This is a genomic window from Streptomyces sp. NPDC026500 (genome assembly GCF_055567635.1).
In genome coordinates, this window is record NZ_JBVHQB010000003.1 from 190,384 (window position 1) to 208,932 (window position 18,549).

The window sequence follows — 18,549 nt, forward strand, 5'->3', positions numbered from 1 at the left end:
TCGGTGACGGCGAGGGTGTCGGGGCCGGTGCCAGTGCCATCGCGCAGCCGGCTGAGAACGTGCACCCCGACGCGGGTTCGGACACGGACGCCGGGGCTCGTGTGCGTGGTGTGAGCGGTGTGCGTGGTGTGTCCGACGCGCGTGATGGGGTGCTTCCGGCATCCGGCGGTGCGGCCGAGACCGGCTCGGGGCAGCGCCCCGCGGGGGCCTCGGCGGGACGCCCGGAGGCGAAGGAGCCAGCCACGACCGGCCGTTCCGGTGAGGAGACCACGGGAGGCGCACGCCCCGGTGACATCGCCCGCGAGGCGTTGCGTGCCGCGCGGGACGAGGCGAGGCGGCTTCGCTCCGAAAGCGCGGACGACAGCGGGAAGCGGACGACAGAGCCTGATGGCAAGGGAGTTGGCCCTAGGCGTCGGTCCGCCAGGACGTCACCTGCCGGCTCCCGGGGGCGACGGAGTCCCGTGCACCCCGTGAACACGGAGCGGGCATCCCGGGAGCGGGAACTGCGCGAACTGCTCGCGGGTGCTTTCCAGTTGCCTCCCGACGTGGCCGCCATCACCGGGCACCCGACGCATCCCGCCGACGACACCGGCGAGGCGACGCGCGACCGGGACCACGGCCAACCCGCGGACCCTGTGCCCGAGCGGGAGACACCGGCGGCCCCCGAGCCCTTCACACCCGGCTCTCTCGACCCTGCTCCCTTCACGCCCAAGTCCTTCACGTCCGGGACCTTCACCCCGGGGTCTCTCGACGCCGGGGCCGCCCCGTACCCGCCACCCGGCGCCCTCGATCCGACCGACACCACCGGCGAGCCGGTCACATCCCTCCCCGCCGAGCGGCTCCCTCGCTCCATGGCATCCCCCGGCCGGGACGGCGAGTTGCGCCGTACCTTCCCCGCCTTCCCCGCGCGGGTTCGGGAGACCGGTGGGTTCGCGGAGACATGGTGGGGCAACGCGTGGGTCACGGCCTTGGAGGAAGGGGCCTTGGACGCGGCGCGCCTGGCGCGTGGGCGGACGTATGCCGGCCAGGGGTACGTCGACGCCATCACCGTCACCCCGGGTCTGGTGCTCGCGTATGTGCACGGGAGCCGGCCGCGGCCGTACCGCGTCCAGGTCAGGGTGCGGACCCTGTCCGACGACGACTGGGACCGTTTTCTCGACGCCGCGGCGGAGCGGCCCGGACACATCGCCGCGCTGCTCGACAAGGAGATGCCCAAGTCGCTGGCGGACTGCGGTGTCGAACTGCTCCCCGGCCCCGGCGAACTCGAACCGCACTGCAGCTGCCCCGACTTCGGGCACCCCTGCAAGCACGCGGCCGCGCTCTGCTACCAGATGGCGCGGCTGCTGGACCAGGACCCCTTCGTATTGTTCCTGTTGCGCGGCCGTGGCGAGCGCGAGCTGCTCGATGCGCTGTCGCGGCGCAACGCCGCCCGCGCGGCCCGCGCCGCCCAGGAGCGGGAACCGGCGCCGCTGCCCGGCGTACGCGCACGCGACGCCCTCGTGCGACGCGTGCTGCCACCCCTCCCGGCTCCGCTGCCGCCGCCCGCGCATCCCGAGCAGCCGCCGACCTACCCGGCAGCGCCGGGCGGCCCCGACCCGTTCGCGCTGGACCAGCTGGCCACGGACGCGGCCGCCCGCGCGCACGCACTGCTCACCTCGGGCCGCGATCCCGTAGCGGACCTGACGCTCTGGCAGGACGCGGTGCGCATCGCCGCGGCCCGCCCCGGATCGGGTCTCACGGCCGCCACCCGCGCCCTGTACTCCTCGCTCGCCTCCGCGACCGGCCGTACCCCGGCCGATCTGGCACGGGCGGTCGCGGCCTGGCGGCAGGGCGGGTTCGAGGCGCTCAGCGTGCTCGAAGAACCCTGGGACCCCCCGGCGGGCCGGTTCGACCGGGCCCGGCCGTTGCTGACGGCCGCCGACTTCCCGGCCTTCCGCCCGTGGCGCAACCACCTCACCCACCCGCGCGGCCACGCCCAGTTGCGCCTCGGCCGCAACGGCCTGTGGTACGCCTACGAGTCCGAGCCGGGCCACGACGACTGGTGGCCCCGCGGCACCCCCGACCTCGACCCGGTCGGTGCCCTGACGGGCCTCGGCGCACCGGGCGAGTTCTGACGCGGACCGGATTCCCGGGCCGGGCCGTGATTCCGGGGCCGGGCCGTGACTCCGGGGCCGGGCCGTGATTCCGGGGCCGGGCCGTGATTCCGGGGCCGGGCCGTGATTTCCGAGCCGTGCCGAGCGGGTCCGGCGGATCAGCCGCGAGCGGTCCGACCACGGCGTGGAAACATGTGGCGACCCCGTGTGGGCGACGTGGACGAATGGGCCGCATTTCCGCCCGCACGGGGTCGGAAGTTAGCGTGTGGCGGTGAGTGAGACGAAGACCCCCGCCCTCCAGTACCGCATCGACGGCCCGGAAGATGCCCCGGTCCTCATACTCGGACCCTCGCTCGGCACCACCTGGCACATGTGGGACAGGCAGGTCCCGGAGCTCGCGAGGAGCTGGCGGGTCTTCCGTTTCGACCTGCCGGGACACGGCGGAGCCCCCGCCTACCCGGCCGGATCGGTGGCCGAACTCGCCGGGCGGCTCCTCGCCACGCTCGACCGGCTCGGCATCCAGCGTTTCGGGTACGCGGGCTGCGCGTTCGGCGGAGCCCTCGGGATCGAGCTGGCGCTGCGCCGTCCGGAGCGGGTCGCCTCCCTCGCGCTGATCGCCGCCTCGCCCCGCTTCGGCACGGCCGACGAGTTCCGGCAGCGCGGAGTGATCGTGAGGACCAACGGCCTCGACCCGATCGCCCGTACCTCACCCGAACGCTGGTTCACGGGCGGCTTCGCCGCGGCCCAGCCCGCGATCACCGAGTGGGCCGTGCAGATGGTGCGCACCACCGACCCCGGCTGCTACATCGCGGCCTGCGAGGCGCTCGCCGCCTTCGACGTGCGGGCCGAACTGGGCATGGTGGGGGTGCCCACCCTCGTCCTGGCCGGCTCCGACGACCAGGTCACCGGGCCCGCGGAGGCGCGCACACTGGTCGCCGGGATACCGGACGCCCGCCTCGCGGTCGTCCCCGGTGCCTCGCACCTGGTTCCCGTGGAACAGCCCGCCGCCGTCACGGATCTGCTCGTACGGCACTTCTCCGGCGCCTGGCAGCCCGCCTTCGACTCGTCCACCGGCCAGATGGCGATCCCGGCGGCACCGACCTACCCCGTGCAGGCCGCCCCGTCGCCGGTCGCGCCCTTCGCCGAGATCGCCCCGGCCCCCGCACCGCCCGAGATCATGGGGAGGGCGGATGCCTTCGAGGTCGGCATCAAGGTGCGCCGCGAGGTGCTGGGAGACGCGCATGTCGACCGGGCGATGGCCTCGGCGGACGAGTTCTCCGGGGACTTCCAGGAGTTCATCACCCGATACGCGTGGGGCGAGATCTGGGACCGGCCGGGCCTCGACCGGCGCTCGCGCAGCTGTGTCACGCTCACCGCCCTGGTCGCGGGCGGCCACCTCGACGAGCTCGCCGTCCACACCCGTGCCGCGCTGCGCAACGGTCTCACCCCGGTGGAGATCAAGGAGGTGCTGCTGCAGACGGCCGTCTACTGCGGCGTTCCGGCGGCGAACAGCGCTTTCCGAGTGGCGCAGAAGATCATCCGTGAGGAGACGACACCCCAGGAGTGAGCGGGCGGAGTCGTCCACAGTGGTGTGCCTCCGAAGCAGTGCGCCTCCGCGCGGGTGCGGGGGCAGGATGGACTCATGAAGCTCACGAAGAAGTCGCACGCCTGCGTCCGTCTCGAAAAGGACGGGCGCACGCTCGTCATCGATCCCGGGGGTTTCAGCGAGGAGGACGCCGCCCTGGGCGCGGACGCCCTCCTCGTCACGCACGAGCACCCCGACCATTTCGACGAGGAGCGGCTGCGGGTGGCCATGGAGGCCAACCCGGCGGCCGAGATCTGGACACTGCGGTCGGTGGCGGAGAAGATCTCCGCCGCCTTCCCCGGCCGGGTTCACACCGTCGGCCACGGCGACACGTTCGGCGCCGCCGGCTTCGACGTCCAGGTGCACGGCGAACTGCACGCCGTGATCCACCCGGACATCCCGCGCATCACCAACGTCGGCTATCTCGTCGACGGCGGCCGGGTCTTCCACCCCGGCGACGCCCTCACCGTCCCCGACCAGCCGGTCGAGACGCTGATGCTGCCGGTCATGGCCCCCTGGAACAAGATCTCCGAGGTCATCGAGTACGTCCGCGAGGTCAAGCCGCAACGCGCGTACGACATCCACGACGCCCTGCTCACGGACCTCGCCCGGCCGATCTACGACCGCCAGATCGGGGCCCTCGGCGGCTCGGAACACCTGCGGCTCACGCCGGGAGCGTCGGCGGAGATCTGAGCCGGTCGTGCGGCGACCCGTGGAGCTCCCGCCGGGCACCTCAAGATCGACCCTCTCGCCCTGGCCGGGCCGACCCGGCGGCGAAGGGGTGGACCGGGTGTCTTCGGCGGACCCGTTGTCATACCCGCCCGGTAGGTTGTGAGGCATGCGCATCGCCACCTGGAACGTGAACTCGATCACCGCCCGCCTCCCGAGGCTGCTGGCCTGGCTGGAGAGCAGCGGCACGGACGTGCTGTGCCTCCAGGAGGCCAAGGTCGCCGCCGAGCAGTTCCCGACCGAACAGCTGCGCGAGCTGGGTTACGAGGCGGCCGTGCACGCCACGGGACGGTGGAACGGCGTGGCGGTGATCTCCCGGGTCGGCCTGGAGGACGTGGTCAAGGGCCTCCCCGGCGGCCCCGGATACGAGGGTGCGGAGGAACCCCGGGCCGTCTCCGCGACCTGCGGCCCGGTCCGCGTCTGGTCGGTGTACGTGCCGAACGGCCGCGAGGTGGATCACGCCCACTACGCGTACAAGCTCCAGTGGTTGGAGGCCCTGCGAGCCGCGGTGGCGCGCGACGCGGCGGGCAGTCGGCCGTTCGCGGTGCTGGGCGACTACAACGTGGCACCCACGGACGACGACGTCTACGACGTGGCCGCTTTCGACGGCCTGACCCATGTGACTCCGGCCGAGCGCGCCGCACTGGCCGCCCTGCGCGAGGAGGGCCTGACGGACGTGGTCCCGCGCCCCCTCAAGTACGAGCACCCGTTCACGTACTGGGACTACCGCCAGCTCTGCTTCCCGAAGAACCGCGGCATGCGCATCGACCTCGTCTACGGCAACGAAGCGTTCTCGACGGCGGTCAAGGACGCGTACGTCGACCGCGAGGAACGCAAGGGCAAGGGCGCCTCGGACCACGCACCGGTCGTCGTGGACCTGGACGTCTAGGAACGGCCCCACCGGCGATCACTGAACACCTGGCCCCGGCGGCACCCTTGGAGCTCCCCGACCGCCCGCGGCTCAGCGGCCGCTGAGCCGCGGCTCACGCACGTCCCTGGGGACATCGAACGCGGCTCACCGTGTGATCGCGAACTGCCCCGGACGCAACCGGTCATGACAAGGGTGCGCCTCGTCCCGTCGGGGAAGGAGAGTGGTGAGACCAGGAGGCGGTCCGATGGGCGTCACAATTCGCCTGTTTCCGTGATCAACTGCCGCAAGCTACATTTTGTTCACATGCCGGGAACGCGGAGCCTCGGCGACCGCACCCACGGAGAGGCCGGTCATGAACATTTCCTTCTTGGACAAGTGGCTCAAGCGGCAGCCGGTGCGCCGGGACCAGCCCCTCGCCGTTGCCTTCGAGGACGATCCGGCGGGTGTGGCCGAGCTGCTCTCGGAATGCGAACTGCTCCGCTCCCAGGCGGCGGCCGTCGGCCTCGAACTGGACGACTCCCCGGCCTCGTTGGTGGCGCTCGACCAGCTCCTGCCGTTGTGGCGCGACGACCCCGAGGCGCTGCCCTGGCTCGGCAACGACGCGGGCCTCTATCTCGGCACGGTCGTGGTGCGCACGGTGCCGGGTGCCGCCTGGCACGTCTGGCCCGGCGGCAGTCCCGCGGTCCGTCTCCCCTCGGGCCGCGAGATCCCGGTCGTCGAGGCCGGTCTCGACTGGGCCGTGCAGGGCGTCCCTGAGCTGTCCCAGATGTACGCCGAGGCCGCGGAGGCCTGAGGCGTGCCCGGAGCGGCATCCGGGGGATCGCCCGGAGTGTCGTGATCCGCTCGTCATCCAGCCGCAAATACGGTTAATTGCCCCGCGTGCGTGTCGCCCGTTATGTGCCGATTTACGCCGATAGTTTGCGCTGACCGACACAGCTGCGAGTGGGCAGGACCGGAATGGCCGTCGATCCGTTGATCGAGCTGCACGACGTCAACAAGTACTTCGGGGAGCTGCATGTTCTGCAGGACGTCAACCTCACCGTCGGCAAGGGAGAGGTGGTCGTGATCACGGGCCCGCCGGGGTCCGGTACATCGGCGAACAGATCCTCAACTGCCGAGTGAGGCAAGGGAATCGGCATTCGGACCGACGGGCCCGTCCGTGGGCGTGCGGTCGCGTACTCCTCACCGCCGGCGGCGAAGCGGCCCGGCCGTACGGCGATCGCGTCCCGCGCGTGGACAACGCGCCGAGCCCCGCCGCCCGGAAGCACCAACTCATGCCCGTACCGGCGGTGGTGATTCTCCTGGCACCGGGGATGCGGCAAGGGCCCGCGCCCTTCGCCTACGAAGACTTCCTCGGTGCTGGGAAGCTGATCGCGTCGATCCTCGACTACGATTTGCCGTTCATCCCCGTGGTGACGGTGATCGCGCCGATCTGCATCGGGATGTGTGTGCCGCTCTCCTGGTTCGCCCTGTGGGCGATCGGGTGGGAGCGGCGCAGTCCCGAGACCGAGGCCGTGGACGTGGCTCCGGCCGAACCAGGGACGCTGCTGCCGGGTGGGGTACCCCCCACAGCCCCGAGACTGTAGGGGGAGCAGCAGCTCAAAGGGCCAGGCCCGGCCGGCGGCAGCCGGAGATCACTGCTCGCGCAGGGGCACCGACACATAGGACGGGTCGTGCTCCGGCGAGGAGAAGGTCAGCTGCGCGCCGGACGGGTTGTGCTCGATGTAGAGCGGGTCGACCGTGTCGACGACCAGGGCGAGACGATGCCCTGCCGGGACGTCGTAGGCCGTGGAGAACAAGTCCAGGTCCACACCGAACGGCTCGCCGGGCGTCTGCCCGTGGAAGGTGTACGGCGCGTTGCTGACCAGCTTGCCGAGGCCGAGCGGGCCCACGTCGTAGAGGTAGGCGACGAGGGTGCCGCTCTCCTTGGTGCCGGTGACCGTGGTGTGCAGCCTGACGCTGCCCCGTATGTGCTGGGCGCTCGCGTACCGCTCCGACTGCCACACCGCGGCCCAGTAGCGCGGCAGCAGCGGGATCGCGGCCATCGGCGGAATCCGCGTGAGCTGGTCGAGGATGCTGGACAGGAAGATGACCCCGCCGTCCGCGCCCGAGTCGACGTTCGTGTGGATCCTGGTGGTGCCCTCCAGGGCGAACTTCATTGTGGTGGCGCCGACCGATTTCCAGTCCGGGTAGCCCTCGTAGCCGCCCGTGGAGCGGGACTTGAGCTGCACCGGCTGCTCGCGCTCGACGCCGTTCCTCTCGCCCGCCAGATAGTGGTCGAACCAGCGGCCGGTGTCGGTCCACACGTCGTTGGGGAGCCCGAACAGGCCGGTCAGCTCGGCTGTGACGTGGTCGCCGGGGCGGAGCTCCAGCCGCTTGGGCCCGGTCAGCTCCTCGTAGAACTTCGTGTACTGGTTGGCCGAGAAGATCGTGTCGCCCCAGGCGTTGGCCATGAAGACGGCGGCGCCGTTCTTGTTGAGCTGATCGACGTAGGTCTCGGGAGAACGTTTCTTCCCCCAGTCGATCAGATCCTGCTCCTTCGACAGGTTCGAGGCGAAGAAGTCCTTGAACACCTGCTGGGTCTCGGCGCTGGGACGGCCGACGATGTTTCCGACGCCGTCCAACAGGGCGGCCGCCTGGACGTGTTCGGTACGGCCGGAGTAGATGGACTCGGTCAGGTCCCCCCAGCCGCTCAGGGCGGCGACCGCCTTGATGCGCTTGTCGTGCGCGGCGGCGAGCAGGCTGATTCCGGCGCCGTACGAGACGCCCGCCACGCCGACCTTCCGTGGATCGGCAGAGGTGTTGGCGAGCGCCCAGTCGATCACCTTGGACACGTCGGCGGTGTCGTGGGGGCCCGCGACGTCGATCTCCCCGCCCGACTGCCAGAAGCCGCGGACGTTGTAACTGACCACCACATAGCCGGAGTTCGCCAGCTTCTGGGCTTGTGCGAGGTACTCGACCTGCGGCAGGCCCCAGCTCGTGGGCAGCACGATGAGCGGGTAGGCGCGGGTGCCGTCGGCTTCCGCGGGGGTGACGACGTTGGCCTTGAGGGTTGTGCCGCCGTCACCGGAGATGTCGACGAAGCGGACGGCGTTGATGCTGTCGGCGGCCTGGGCGGCGGGTGCCAGGCCCAGGCCCGCGGCGGCGATCAGTGTCGCGGAGACGGCACCGACGGCGGATGTGCGCAGGGCGTTGCGACCGTTTCCCAACGGGTCACTCCTCACTTGGTCAGTGCAAGGTGACCCGACGGTAACCTCGGCCGCTTACTTGAAGTAACCCGTCGGTAAGTTACGTGCGAGTAACGATTGTTGAAGTGTTCATTTCCAGCGGTCGGGGCTTCGCCGGCGGGCGCACGCGCGGACAGCCGGAAAGTGTCGGTGTCCTGCGGGCAAGGCGAAGGGCGAGCTGGTGGTCAGGGGCGTGCCGGTGGGCGGGGACGCCAGACGTCATGTACGCCGGCGCGGCCGAGGCGTGGCCGGTTTCGCCGCGGACGCCTCGTCCGGCTTGGGGTCCGATGCCGGGTCCGGGTCCGGTGCCGGTGGCGTCGGCAGCGGGGTCTGGGCGGTGCGGGTGACGTCCGCGACGACTTCGACGACATCGGGGCCGTACGCCTGGGAGTTCACGACCTTCAGGAGCAGGACGAAGCTGCTGCCGCCGTGCTTGCGGGCCAGGCGCGTGTGATTGCGGGCGAGATAGCGGGTCGCCGCCTGGTTGGTGATCGCGCGCTGGCCGCAGAAGAGGAAGACCGGTCTCACGTCACGGCTCTGGCCCGCGGTGAGCCGGGCGAGGATCACGTACTCGGCCTTGCCCGACTCCAGGCGGTAGTGGTCGCTGCCGATCTGGAAGGCGCCCCGGTCGGGCCCCGGTTCGGAGTCGACGTTGACATGTATGCCGGGCAGCAGGGAGTGCAGATGCGCGGCCATGCGCCGGTTCGACGCCGGCCCGCCCACACAGAACTCCGTCCGCTCGCCGAAACCCTGCTGGGTCGCGTCGTGCGCGATGACCTGGGCGTGCGCGCCGCAGTCCTTGATCAGTGCGGACAGTTCGAGGAGTGCGAACACGTCGTGGCGCATCACCGTGAGCTCGGGGCCGCCCGCCTCGCGGTTCACCACCAGCAGCGACTCGGAGTTGTCGGGCAGCCCGAAGAACGCCTGCTTGCGGCGGAGCTTGCGCCGCCACAGATAGGTGCGGGCGAGCCAGCCGAGCGCGGCACTGATGCCGGCCGCCAGGACGCCGAGGACGATGTTGCGCACGTCGTCAGTCATGTGCGCGCATGCTAGCGGGCCCACGGAACGGTGTTCGAGGGGGCCTGACGCGGGCACGGCGGTGAAGTTACGCTGCGCAGACGGCTGTTGACTGGAGGTACGGATGCGACGCCCTCTTGCGCGGAATCTGACGGTCTTGGCGGTTTCGGCCGCGACGGTGCTGGTCGGTGCGGCGGCGCCACCCGGGTCACCGGCCGCGGGCACGGTCGCGAGAACGCCCGTCGCGAAGGTGCCCGTCGCGGTCGGCTACGGAGGCGCCGTCGCGAGCGTCGACGCGGACGCGTCCGCCGCCGGCATCGAGGTGCTGAAGAAGGGCGGCAACGCCGTCGACGCGGCCGTCGCCACGGCGGCGGCCCTCGGCGTCACCGAGCCCTATTCGTCCGGCATCGGCGGGGGTGGCTACTTCGTCTACTACGACGCCAAGTCCCGAACGGTGCACACGATCGACGGACGTGAGACGGCACCCCTGACCGCCGACTCCGGGCTGTTCCTGGAGAACGGCAAGCCGCTCGCCTTCGCGGACGCCGTCACCAGCGGCCTGAGCGTGGGCACACCGGGCACGCCCGCGACCTGGCAGACAGCCCTGGACACCTGGGGCAGCGAACGCCTGGGCAGCGTCCTGAAACCGGCCGAGCGCATCGCCCGCGCAGGGTTCACGGTCGACGCGACCTTCCGCTCGCAGACCGAGTTGAACCAGGACCGCTTCAAGAACTTCCCCGACACCGCGAAGCTCTTCCTGCCCGGCGGCTCGCTGCCGGTCGTCGGATCGACCTTCAAGAACCCCGATCTGGCGCGTACGTACGAGGAACTGGGCAGGAAGGGCACCGGGGCGGTCTACGACGGCGACCTCGGCCGGGAGATCGTCGACACCGTCGACAAGCCGCCCGTGGACCCGGCGTCCGGCTACAACGCCCGCCCCGGCAAGCTGTCCCTGAAGGACCTCGCGGCGTACGAGGCGAAGCGCCAGGCGCCCACCAGGACCTCGTACCGCGGTCTGAACGTGTACTCGATCGCCCCCTCCTCCTCCGGCGGCACGACCGTCGGCGAAGCGCTCAACATCCTGGAGAAGACGGACCTCTCGAAGGCGAGCGAGGCGCAGTACTTGCACCACTACATCGAGGCGAGCCGGATCGCGTTCGCGGACCGGGGTCGCTGGGTGGGCGACCCGGCCTTCGAGGACGTACCCACCAAGGGCCTGCTCTCGCAGAAGTACGCGGACGGTCGAGCCTGCCTCATCAAGGACGACGCGGTGCTGACGAGCCCGCTCGCGCCGGGCGACCCGAGCAGTCCCACCGCCTGTGCCGCCGCCGGGACGGCCGCCCCGACGACGTACGAGGGCGAGAACACGACCCACCTGACGGTGGCCGACAAGTGGGGCAACGTCGTCGCCTACACGCTGACGATCGAGCAGACCGGCGGCAGCGGCATCACCGTCCCTGGACGCGGCTTCCTCCTCAACAACGAGCTGACGGACTTCTCCTTCGCGCCGGCCAACCCGGCCGTGCACGACCCCAATCTGCCGGGTCCGGGCAAGCGCCCGCGCTCGTCGATCTCGCCGACCATCGTGCTCGACCGGTACAACAAGCCGGTCGTGGCGCTCGGTTCGCCGGGCGGCGCGAGCATCATCACGACCGTTCTGCAGACACTGACCGAGTTCGTCGACCGGGGTCTCCCGCTGGTCGACGCGATCGCCACGCCACGCGCCAGCCAGCGCAACGCCGCCCAGACCGAGCTCGAACCCGGCCTGTACGACAGCCCGTTGAGGGCGCAGCTCGAAGCCATCGGCCACTCCTTCAAGGTGAACCCGGAGATCGGCGCGGCAACGGGCGTCCAGCGCCTCGCGAACGGCAAGTGGCTGGCCGCGGCGGAGACGGTCCGGCGGGGCGGAGGATCGGCCATGGTCGTGCGGCCCACGCACTAGCGGTCGTGCGGCCCACGCCGTAGCGGTCGTGCCGCGGGGCAGGAACGCCCTTCCGCCCCGCGGCAGTCGACGCCCGAGCGGTCAGCGCGCCGTCAGGATGCGAGGGCCCGAGTCCGTGATGGCCACCGTGTGCTCCGCGTGGGCCGCTCGGGAGCCGTCGTCGGTGCGCAGGGTCCAGCCGTCGGGGGCCGCGTGGTAGCCGTCCGTGCCGCCGCCGATGAGCATGGGCTCGATGGCGAGGACCATGCCGTGCCGCAGTGGCAGTCCGCGGCCCGGTCGGCCCTCGTTCGGGACCGGCGGGTCCTCGTGCATCCGGCGGCCCACCCCGTGCCCGCCGAAGCCGTCCGGGATTCCGTACCCCGCCGCGCGGCACACCGTGCCGACGGCGTGCGCGATGTCCCCGATGCGGTTGCCGACGACGGCCGCCTCGATACCCGCGGCCAGCGCCCGCTCGGCGGTCTCCACGAGTCGCACGTCGGCTGCGCGCGGCTTGCCGACGATGAAGCTGATCGCCGAGTCGCCCACCCAGCCGCCCAGTTCGGCGCCGAAGTCGATGGAGACCAGGTCGCCGTCGCGCAGCCGGTGCTTCGTCGGGATGCCGTGCACGATCGCCTCGTTCACTGAGGCGCAGATGACCGCGGGGAAGGGCGTGGGCGCGAAGGAGGGGCGATAACCGAGGAAGGGCGAGGTCGCGCCCGCGTCACGCAGGACCTGGTGCGCCACCTCGTCCAGCTCCAGCAGGGAGACACCCACGCCGGCCGCCTCCCGTACCGCCGTGAGTGCCTTGCCCACGACCTGGCCGGCCGCGTACATCTCGTCGATCGATGTGTCCGTCTTCAGTTCCACCATGCCAATTACTATACCGGTATTAGAATGGGGTCATGGTGCGAAACCCCCTGACCCCCGAAGAGCGCGAACGCGGCGAGCGGCTCGGCCGGTTGCTGCGCGAGGCCCGTGCAGGCCGCAGCATGGCGGACGTCGCGGGGGTGGCCGGGATCTCCGCGGAGACGCTGCGCAAGATCGAGACCGGGCGGGCGCCCACGCCGGCCTTCTTCACGGTCGCGGCGCTGGCGCGGGTCCTCGGCATCTCGATGGACGACCTCGTCGTGCGGTGCGCGTTGGTGCCCGTGGTCTGACGGTCCCCCCGGTTGTCGCGGTCGACCGTTCCTGCCGGTCGGCTGTCTCTGTCGGTCACTGCGCTCACCGCGCTCACTGTGCTCACCGCGCTCCCCGCGCGATCGCGCCCGGTCGGGGCGGTTCGGTCGGTGCGGGCGCGGGTGCCGGCACCCGCGCCCGCACCGGGTGCCAGGGGGTGTGAGTGGGGGTCGCGCGTGCCGTATCGGGCGCCGGTGGTCGTGCGTGATCAAGAGATTGTTGAATTCATGGAATATTCCCTTGTCGTCTACGCGCGTAGTCATTAACCTCCGGCCATGTCGAACACCAACGCCCGCTCCGGCGTGGCGACTTCGCAGGAGCCGCCTCTGGGCGAGACGCGGCTTTCCACCCGTACGGAACCCACGGCCGGGCGCGGGCGCCGCGCACGACCGGTCGTCCGGCTCGTCTGCACCGACCTCGACGGCACCCTGCTCGACTCGGCCGGCGTCATCCGCGAGCGCACCCTGAGCACGCTCGCGGAGGCGGCGCGGGCCGGTGTCGCGGTGGTGGGGGTGACCGGACGGCCCGTCCGGGACACCTTGGACCTGGCCCGGCGCTACGGGCTCACGGGGCCCGTGGTGTGCAGCAACGGCGCGGTGACCGTCGACATCGCGTCGGGGCGGCTGCTGGACTGCCAGGGGTTCGGCCCCGGCGACGCGGCGGAGATCCTGCGCGAGGTACGGGACGCGGTGCCCGGGGTCGCCGTCGGGGTCGACTCCGTGTCCGGGCTCCGGCTGGAGACGGCCTTCGTGCGGCTGGTGCCGAACCCCTGGTGTCACATGACGCCGGAGGGCGTCTCCGCGCCGGTGGACGCCGACCCGGTGGTCAAGATCCTCGCCGCCCACCCGATGCTGCTCGTGGACGAACTGGCCGCCGTGCTCGCCGCGGTCGTCGGTGACCGCGCGGTGATCACCAGGTCCACCGGCGACTTCCTCGAACTGTCCGCCCCCGGCGTCGACAAGGGGGAGGCGCTGCGGCTGCTCGCCGAGCGGCGCGGACTCCCGCCGGAACACACCGCCGCCGTCGGTGACATGCCCAACGACATCCCCATGCTGCGCGCGGCCGGGCTCGCCGCCGCCGTCGCCAACGCCCACGAGGACACCCTGCGAGCAGCCGACATCGTGCTGCCCAGCAATGACGACGAAGGTGTCGCCGCCCTCATCCGGCTCGTCCTGCCCCGCGGGGCCGCGGGGGAGGCGTGCCGCGTCTGAGGTCGCCGCAACGTCCGCCGCTGCGTCCGCTGCTCCGGCGGGAGTTCGGGTGGGAGCTCCCGGTGGGGGTTCGCGCGGATGCTCGGCATGCGCGAAGGCCCGCGTCTTGCGCCGTGCGTCCGGCCGCTCCCGCGCGTACGAGCCCCCCGGCCCGAACTCCCGCCGGAGCGGCGGTCCTCGCGCGTGCCGGGCATCGGCTCCCGCGTGTCGGGCGCCGGTCCCGCAGTGCCGGACCGGCTGGGCGCGCGGTGGCGTGATGGCTCGTCTTCGACACGGGGACGGGGGAGGGGCGTGAGGCCTCGCGGCATTCGGCGTGCTCGTACGGGAGTGCGACGAGGTGTCCAGCGCTGAGGGCTCTGCGTCCGTGCCGAAAACTCCCCGTAGTCGATCCGTAACACGGCTGGTGTTTTCTATCGGGTCGGAGCACTCACGTCGGGCGGGGAGTTGGGTGATGGCTGTAGAACAACTCCCGGGACAGGTACTGGAGTTCGCCAGGTACCTGAACGGGCTGGTGGACCGACTCGACCGCGGCGGCGGTTGGTGCGGAGTCTTCTTTCAACGCGACCCCGACGGCATGCGGGCGTGCCTGGAGGGCTGGGAGGTGCCGCCCTGGGACGTCGTGGAAGCGCTTCTCCAGGACGTCGTCGCGCAGTACGGGGAGCGTGCCGCCGCTCAGGAGACCGAACGGGCCCGCGCCCTGCACCGCGCCTCGCTGGCGGCGTACGACGCCCGTCCGGGCGGCCGGGACGCCCTCGGCGACCGCCTCGACGTCATGCTCCGCGAACAGCGCTACGCCGCCGAACGCCAGGGCGAACTGAGCAGGCTGCTCCCCTCGGCCGCCTCCCGGGAAGAGGCCGAGGCGATCCACCTGGACCTTGCCTGGGCTCAGGACGATCACGAACGCGCCACGGCCCGCTGCACCGAACTGCGCCAGCGTATGAACGACGTCGACCGCCGCGCCCTGCGCACCCGCGCGCAGGGCGCGCTGAGCTTTCCTGCCCCCGCCACCGGGGACGGCGCATGGACGCGGCAGCCGGAGAGCTGGGCGGACCCCTCCGAAGGAGATCTGCCCAAGGGGGACCTGCCCGAATGGGACCCGACCGGAGGGAACCCGTCCGAAACGGGAGGCGCCCGGCGCGGCCCGGAGGCGGGAACTCCCGGCGTACGCTCCGACGCGGACGCGTACGCCACGCATGCCGGGCGCGAGGAGCCGTACGCAGGGCGTGAAGGTGGCGGCCCCGGGGGCGCGCCCGGCGTATTACAGCGGCAAGGGCATGCGTACGACCCGACCGCGCGCCCTGAAGACGCCTATGCGCCTTCCGGACACGCCGACCGCACCCGGCCCACCCCTGAGCGTCCCGCGCCTCCCCCGGAGCACCCAGCGCCTCCCGCCCCGGAGCAACGCTCCAAGCTCCGCCCCCGGGGCAGCGCCCGCTTCGCCGGGATGACGGCGCCGGAGTCGGCGCCCATGGCCGTACCGGAGACGGCGCCGGTGGCGCCCGCCCCGCCCGCGCAGGGCAGGCGTGCGCCGCGCCCCCGGGGCAGCGCCCGCTTCGCCGGGATGACCGCGCCGGACGCGGCGCCCGCGGCCGTACCGGCGACGGCACCGGTGTCGCCGGCCCCGCCCGCGCCGGACAGGCGTACGCCCCGCGGCGCCCGCTTCGCGGGGGCCGCCGAGGAACCCGCCCGCCCGCGGACGAAGCCGGAGACGGAGTCGCAGGACGAGGGCACGCGACAGCTCACCGCGGAGACCGTGAGGACCCTCACGCGGCTGCGGAGCGAGGGCCGAAGCGGCGAGGCGCACGCTCTGCTCGTCGAAGCGGCGTACTGGCCCCCCGCACGTTTCCCCCTGCTCGCCGCCGAACTCCAGCAGGCCGGCCTCGACGCGGACTGGGCCACCCTCCTTTGGGAGGCGGCCTCGCTGCCCGCCGACCGGCTGGTCGCCGCGGCCGACGCGCTCACCACCGCCGGCCGTACCGCCGACGGCCGGCAGATGCTGCGCCAGGGCGTCACCCGGCCCGCGCCCGAGATCGGGGCCGCCGTGCTCGGCCTCGCCGACGAGGGCCGTGCACGCGAGATCGGCGCCCTCCTCGACGCGTACGTGCGCGTACGCACCCCGGAGGAGGCCGCCCGCAGCGTCGAGAGGGACCCGCAGCGCCTCGTACCGCTGCTCCTGCAGGCGGCCCGGAGCGTGTCCGACGAATGCCAGTGGGACCTGGTCCATGCCTTGCGCGTCGCGGGCTTCACGGCGTGACCGTCCGCCCGGCGAGACGGCCACGCCACCCGGCCGCCCCGCCCCCGTCCCCGCGCGCGCCCGCGCTCCCGGAGGGCGGTGCGCGCGCGAGTGCCGATGACCGCCCGGTCCTCCGATCGGCCGCACCGTCCGGCCCCACCGGCCACGTCACTCACCCGTGGGGGTCAGAAACGTGATCGACTCAGCGGGTTAACGACGATGGTCTTGGCAAGGCTGTCCGGGGGGCTTACTTTCGAGCCTCTACAGCCTTTGTCTACGGGCGTAGAGGCTCTCTGACGTCCCGTCGAAGGAGCAGCTCATGGCCAACGTCGTACGTGCCGCCCTGGTCCAGGCCACCTGGACCGGCGACACCGCATCCATGGTCGCCAAGCACGAGGAACACGCCCGCGAGGCGGCCCGGCAGGGTGCCAAGGTCATCGGATTCCAGGAAGTCTTCAACGCCCCCTACTTCTGCCAGGTCCAGGAGCCGGAGCACTACAGCTGGGCCGAGCCGGTCCCCGACGGGCCCACCGTCACCCGTATGAGGGAGCTCGCGCGCGAGACCGGCATGGTGATCGTCGTACCCGTGTTCGAGGTCGAGCAGTCCGGTTTCTACTTCAACACCGCGGCCGTGATCGACGCGGACGGCACCTACCTCGGCAAGTACCGCAAGCACCACATCCCGCAGGTGAAGGGCTTCTGGGAGAAGTACTACTTCAAGCCCGGCAACCTCGGCTGGCCCGTCTTCGACACGGCCGTCGGCCGGGTCGGCGTCTACATCTGCTACGACCGGCACTTCCCCGAAGGCTGGCGGCAGCTCGGCCTGAACGGCGCCCAGCTCGTGTACAACCCCTCCGCCACCTCCCGCGGCCTCTCCGCCCACCTCTGGCAGCTGGAACAGCCCGCCGCGGCCGTCGCCAACGAGTACTTCATCGCCGCGATCAACCGGGTCGGGCAGGAGGAGTACGGCGACAACGACTTCTACGGAACCTCGTACTTCGTCGACCCGCGCGGACAGTTCGTCGGCGAGACGGCGAGCGACAAGGCCGAGGAACTCATCGTCCGCGACCTGGACTTCGACCTCATCGAGGAAGTACGCCAGCAGTGGGCGTTCTACCGCGACCGGCGCCCCGACGCCTACGAAGGGCTGGTGCAGCCATGACCGACCTGTACACCCGCCACCAGGCCGTCATGCCCGACTGGCTCGCCCTCTACTACGAGGACCCGATCGAGATCACCCACGGCGAGGGCCGCCACGTCTGGGACGCCAAGGGCAACAAGTACCTCGACTTCTTCGGCGGCATCCTCACCACGATGACCGCTCATGCCCTGCCCGAGGTGACGAAGGCGGTCAGTGAGCAGGCCGGCCGGATCATCCACTCCTCGACGCTCTACCTCAACCGGCCGATGGTCGAACTCGCCGAGCGCATCGCCCATTTGTCGGGCATCCCCGACGCCCGCGTCTTCTTCACCACCTCCGGCACGGAGGCCAACGACACCGCCCTGCTGCTCGCCACCGCCCACCGGCGGAGCAACCAGATCCTGGCCATGCGCAACAGCTACCACGGCCGCTCGTTCAGCGCGGTCGGGATCACCGGCAACAAGGGCTGGTCGCCCACCGCCCTGTCGCCGCTCCAGACGCTGTACGTGCACGGCGGTGTCCGCACCCGCGGACCCTACGCCGACCTCGGCGACGACGCGTTCATCGACGCCTGCGTCGACGACCTCAAGGACCTGCTCGGCCATGTCCGCCCGCCCGCAGCGCTGATCGCCGAACCCGTCCAGGGCGTCGGCGGCTTCACCGCGCCGCCCGACGGTCTGTACGCGGCCTTCCGCGAGGTCCTCCAGCAGCACGGCATCCTCTGGATCTCCGACGAGGTGCAGACGGGCTGGGGCCGCACCGGCGAGCACTTCTGGGGCTGGCAGGCCCACGCCGCCTCCGGACCGCCCGACATGCTCACCTTCGCCAAGGGCATCGGCAACGGCATGTCCATCGGCGGCGTCGTCGCCCGCGCCGAGATCATGAACTGCCTCGACTCCAACTCCATCTCGACCTTCGGCGGTTCACCGGTCACGATGGCGGCGGGGCTGGCGAACCTCTCCTACCTCCTCGAACACGACCTCCAGGGCAACGCCCGGCGCGTCGGCGGACTGCTCATCGAACGGCTCCGCGCGGTCACCGCGCAGTTCGACGGCGTACGCGAGGTGCGTGGGCGCGGACTGATGATCGGCGTCGAACTGGTCGAGCCCGGCACCGACCGGGCGAACCCCCAAGCAGCCGCGGCTGTACTCGAAGCGGCCCGCGAGGAAGGCCTGTTGATCGGCAAGGGCGGCGCTCACGACACCAGCGTGCTGCGCATCGCACCGCCGCTCTCCCTCACCGTCGCGGAGGCGGAGGAGGGCGCGGCGATCCTGGAACGCGCCCTGAGGCGGGCCCAGTAACAGTTCGTGAGCAAGGGCGGGTGAGCCGAAGGGGCGGACGGGGT

Annotated in this window: 14 protein-coding genes and 2 pseudogenes; 13 read left to right on the forward strand and 3 right to left on the reverse strand. The window is 71.7% G+C overall.

Going from position 1 to position 18,549, the window contains the following annotated elements:
* The first annotated feature begins 470 nt into the window (after nucleotides 1-470).
* From ACZ4N5_RS06685 to ACZ4N5_RS06715, 7 genes and pseudogenes are all read left to right on the forward strand, one after another.
* Nucleotides 471-2,114 carry an SWIM zinc finger family protein gene (locus tag ACZ4N5_RS06685; protein ID WP_467756021.1) on the forward strand — a complete coding sequence of 548 codons (1,644 nt, stop codon included), beginning with the start codon at nucleotides 471-473 and terminating at the stop codon, nucleotides 2,112-2,114.
* 250 nt (nucleotides 2,115-2,364) lie between these two features.
* Entirely contained in the window at nucleotides 2,365-3,660 is a 1,296-nt protein-coding gene (gene pcaDC, locus ACZ4N5_RS06690) for a bifunctional 3-oxoadipate enol-lactonase/4-carboxymuconolactone decarboxylase PcaDC (RefSeq protein WP_467756022.1), read from the forward strand.
* 75 nt (nucleotides 3,661-3,735) lie between these two features.
* Nucleotides 3,736-4,371, forward strand: a complete 636-nt coding sequence (locus ACZ4N5_RS06695; RefSeq protein WP_467756023.1) for an MBL fold metallo-hydrolase — start codon at nucleotides 3,736-3,738, stop codon at nucleotides 4,369-4,371.
* 145 nt (nucleotides 4,372-4,516) lie between these two features.
* Nucleotides 4,517-5,296, forward strand: coding sequence for an exodeoxyribonuclease III (locus tag ACZ4N5_RS06700; RefSeq protein WP_467756024.1), 780 nt, complete (start codon nucleotides 4,517-4,519; stop codon nucleotides 5,294-5,296).
* A gap of 334 nt (nucleotides 5,297-5,630) precedes the next feature.
* Nucleotides 5,631-6,071, forward strand: coding sequence for a DUF6278 family protein (locus tag ACZ4N5_RS06705; protein ID WP_355840209.1), 441 nt, complete (start codon nucleotides 5,631-5,633; stop codon nucleotides 6,069-6,071).
* A gap of 164 nt (nucleotides 6,072-6,235) precedes the next feature.
* A pseudogene (locus ACZ4N5_RS06710) lies at nucleotides 6,236-6,373 on the forward strand (amino acid ABC transporter ATP-binding protein); the annotation flags it as partial.
* 245 nt (nucleotides 6,374-6,618) lie between these two features.
* Nucleotides 6,619-6,864: pseudogene (locus tag ACZ4N5_RS06715) on the forward strand (amino acid ABC transporter permease); the annotation flags it as partial.
* Nucleotides 6,865-6,912: 48 nt separating this feature from the next.
* On the opposite strand, the gene ACZ4N5_RS06720 reads toward ACZ4N5_RS06715, so the two are convergent.
* Both ACZ4N5_RS06720 and ACZ4N5_RS06725 read right to left on the reverse strand, forming a co-directional pair.
* Nucleotides 6,913-8,487: an alpha/beta fold hydrolase gene (locus ACZ4N5_RS06720; protein WP_467756025.1), complete on the reverse strand. Its 1,575-nt coding sequence runs from the start codon at nucleotides 8,485-8,487 to the stop codon at nucleotides 6,913-6,915.
* 237 nt (nucleotides 8,488-8,724) lie between these two features.
* Nucleotides 8,725-9,543 carry a hypothetical protein gene (locus tag ACZ4N5_RS06725; RefSeq protein WP_467756026.1) on the reverse strand — a complete coding sequence of 273 codons (819 nt, stop codon included), beginning with the start codon at nucleotides 9,541-9,543 and terminating at the stop codon, nucleotides 8,725-8,727.
* A gap of 103 nt (nucleotides 9,544-9,646) precedes the next feature.
* Here ACZ4N5_RS06725 and ggt point away from each other — a divergent pair, with 103 nt between their 5' ends.
* Complete coding sequence (gene ggt / locus ACZ4N5_RS06730; RefSeq protein WP_467756027.1) at nucleotides 9,647-11,464, forward strand: gamma-glutamyltransferase; 1,818 nt, start codon at nucleotides 9,647-9,649, stop codon at nucleotides 11,462-11,464.
* 81 nt (nucleotides 11,465-11,545) lie between these two features.
* Here the strand turns inward: ggt and map are convergent, their stop codons facing one another.
* Complete coding sequence (map, locus tag ACZ4N5_RS06735; protein ID WP_467756028.1) at nucleotides 11,546-12,313, reverse strand: type I methionyl aminopeptidase; 768 nt, start codon at nucleotides 12,311-12,313, stop codon at nucleotides 11,546-11,548.
* A gap of 32 nt (nucleotides 12,314-12,345) precedes the next feature.
* Here map and ACZ4N5_RS06740 point away from each other — a divergent pair, with 32 nt between their 5' ends.
* From ACZ4N5_RS06740 to ACZ4N5_RS06760, 5 genes are all read left to right on the forward strand, one after another.
* The gene (locus tag ACZ4N5_RS06740; RefSeq protein ID WP_467756029.1) at nucleotides 12,346-12,600 is read left to right on the forward strand and encodes a helix-turn-helix domain-containing protein; all 255 of its coding nucleotides are present in this window, start codon (nucleotides 12,346-12,348) and stop codon (nucleotides 12,598-12,600) included.
* A gap of 294 nt (nucleotides 12,601-12,894) precedes the next feature.
* Nucleotides 12,895-13,830 (forward strand): HAD family hydrolase, encoded by a 936-nt coding sequence (locus ACZ4N5_RS06745; protein ID WP_467756030.1) that lies wholly within the window; start codon nucleotides 12,895-12,897, stop codon nucleotides 13,828-13,830.
* A 451-nt stretch (nucleotides 13,831-14,281) separates the two neighbouring features.
* Nucleotides 14,282-16,084, forward strand: coding sequence for a hypothetical protein (locus tag ACZ4N5_RS06750; protein ID WP_467756031.1), 1,803 nt, complete (start codon nucleotides 14,282-14,284; stop codon nucleotides 16,082-16,084).
* A 298-nt stretch (nucleotides 16,085-16,382) separates the two neighbouring features.
* The gene (locus ACZ4N5_RS06755) at nucleotides 16,383-17,225 is read left to right on the forward strand and encodes a nitrilase-related carbon-nitrogen hydrolase (protein ID WP_467756032.1); all 843 of its coding nucleotides are present in this window, start codon (nucleotides 16,383-16,385) and stop codon (nucleotides 17,223-17,225) included.
* On the forward strand, nucleotides 17,222-18,505 hold the full coding sequence (locus ACZ4N5_RS06760) for an aspartate aminotransferase family protein (RefSeq protein WP_467756033.1): 1,284 nt from the start codon (nucleotides 17,222-17,224) through the stop codon (nucleotides 18,503-18,505). The genes ACZ4N5_RS06755 and ACZ4N5_RS06760 overlap by 4 nt, the downstream gene beginning before the upstream one ends.
* Nucleotides 18,506-18,549 lie beyond the last annotated feature (44 nt).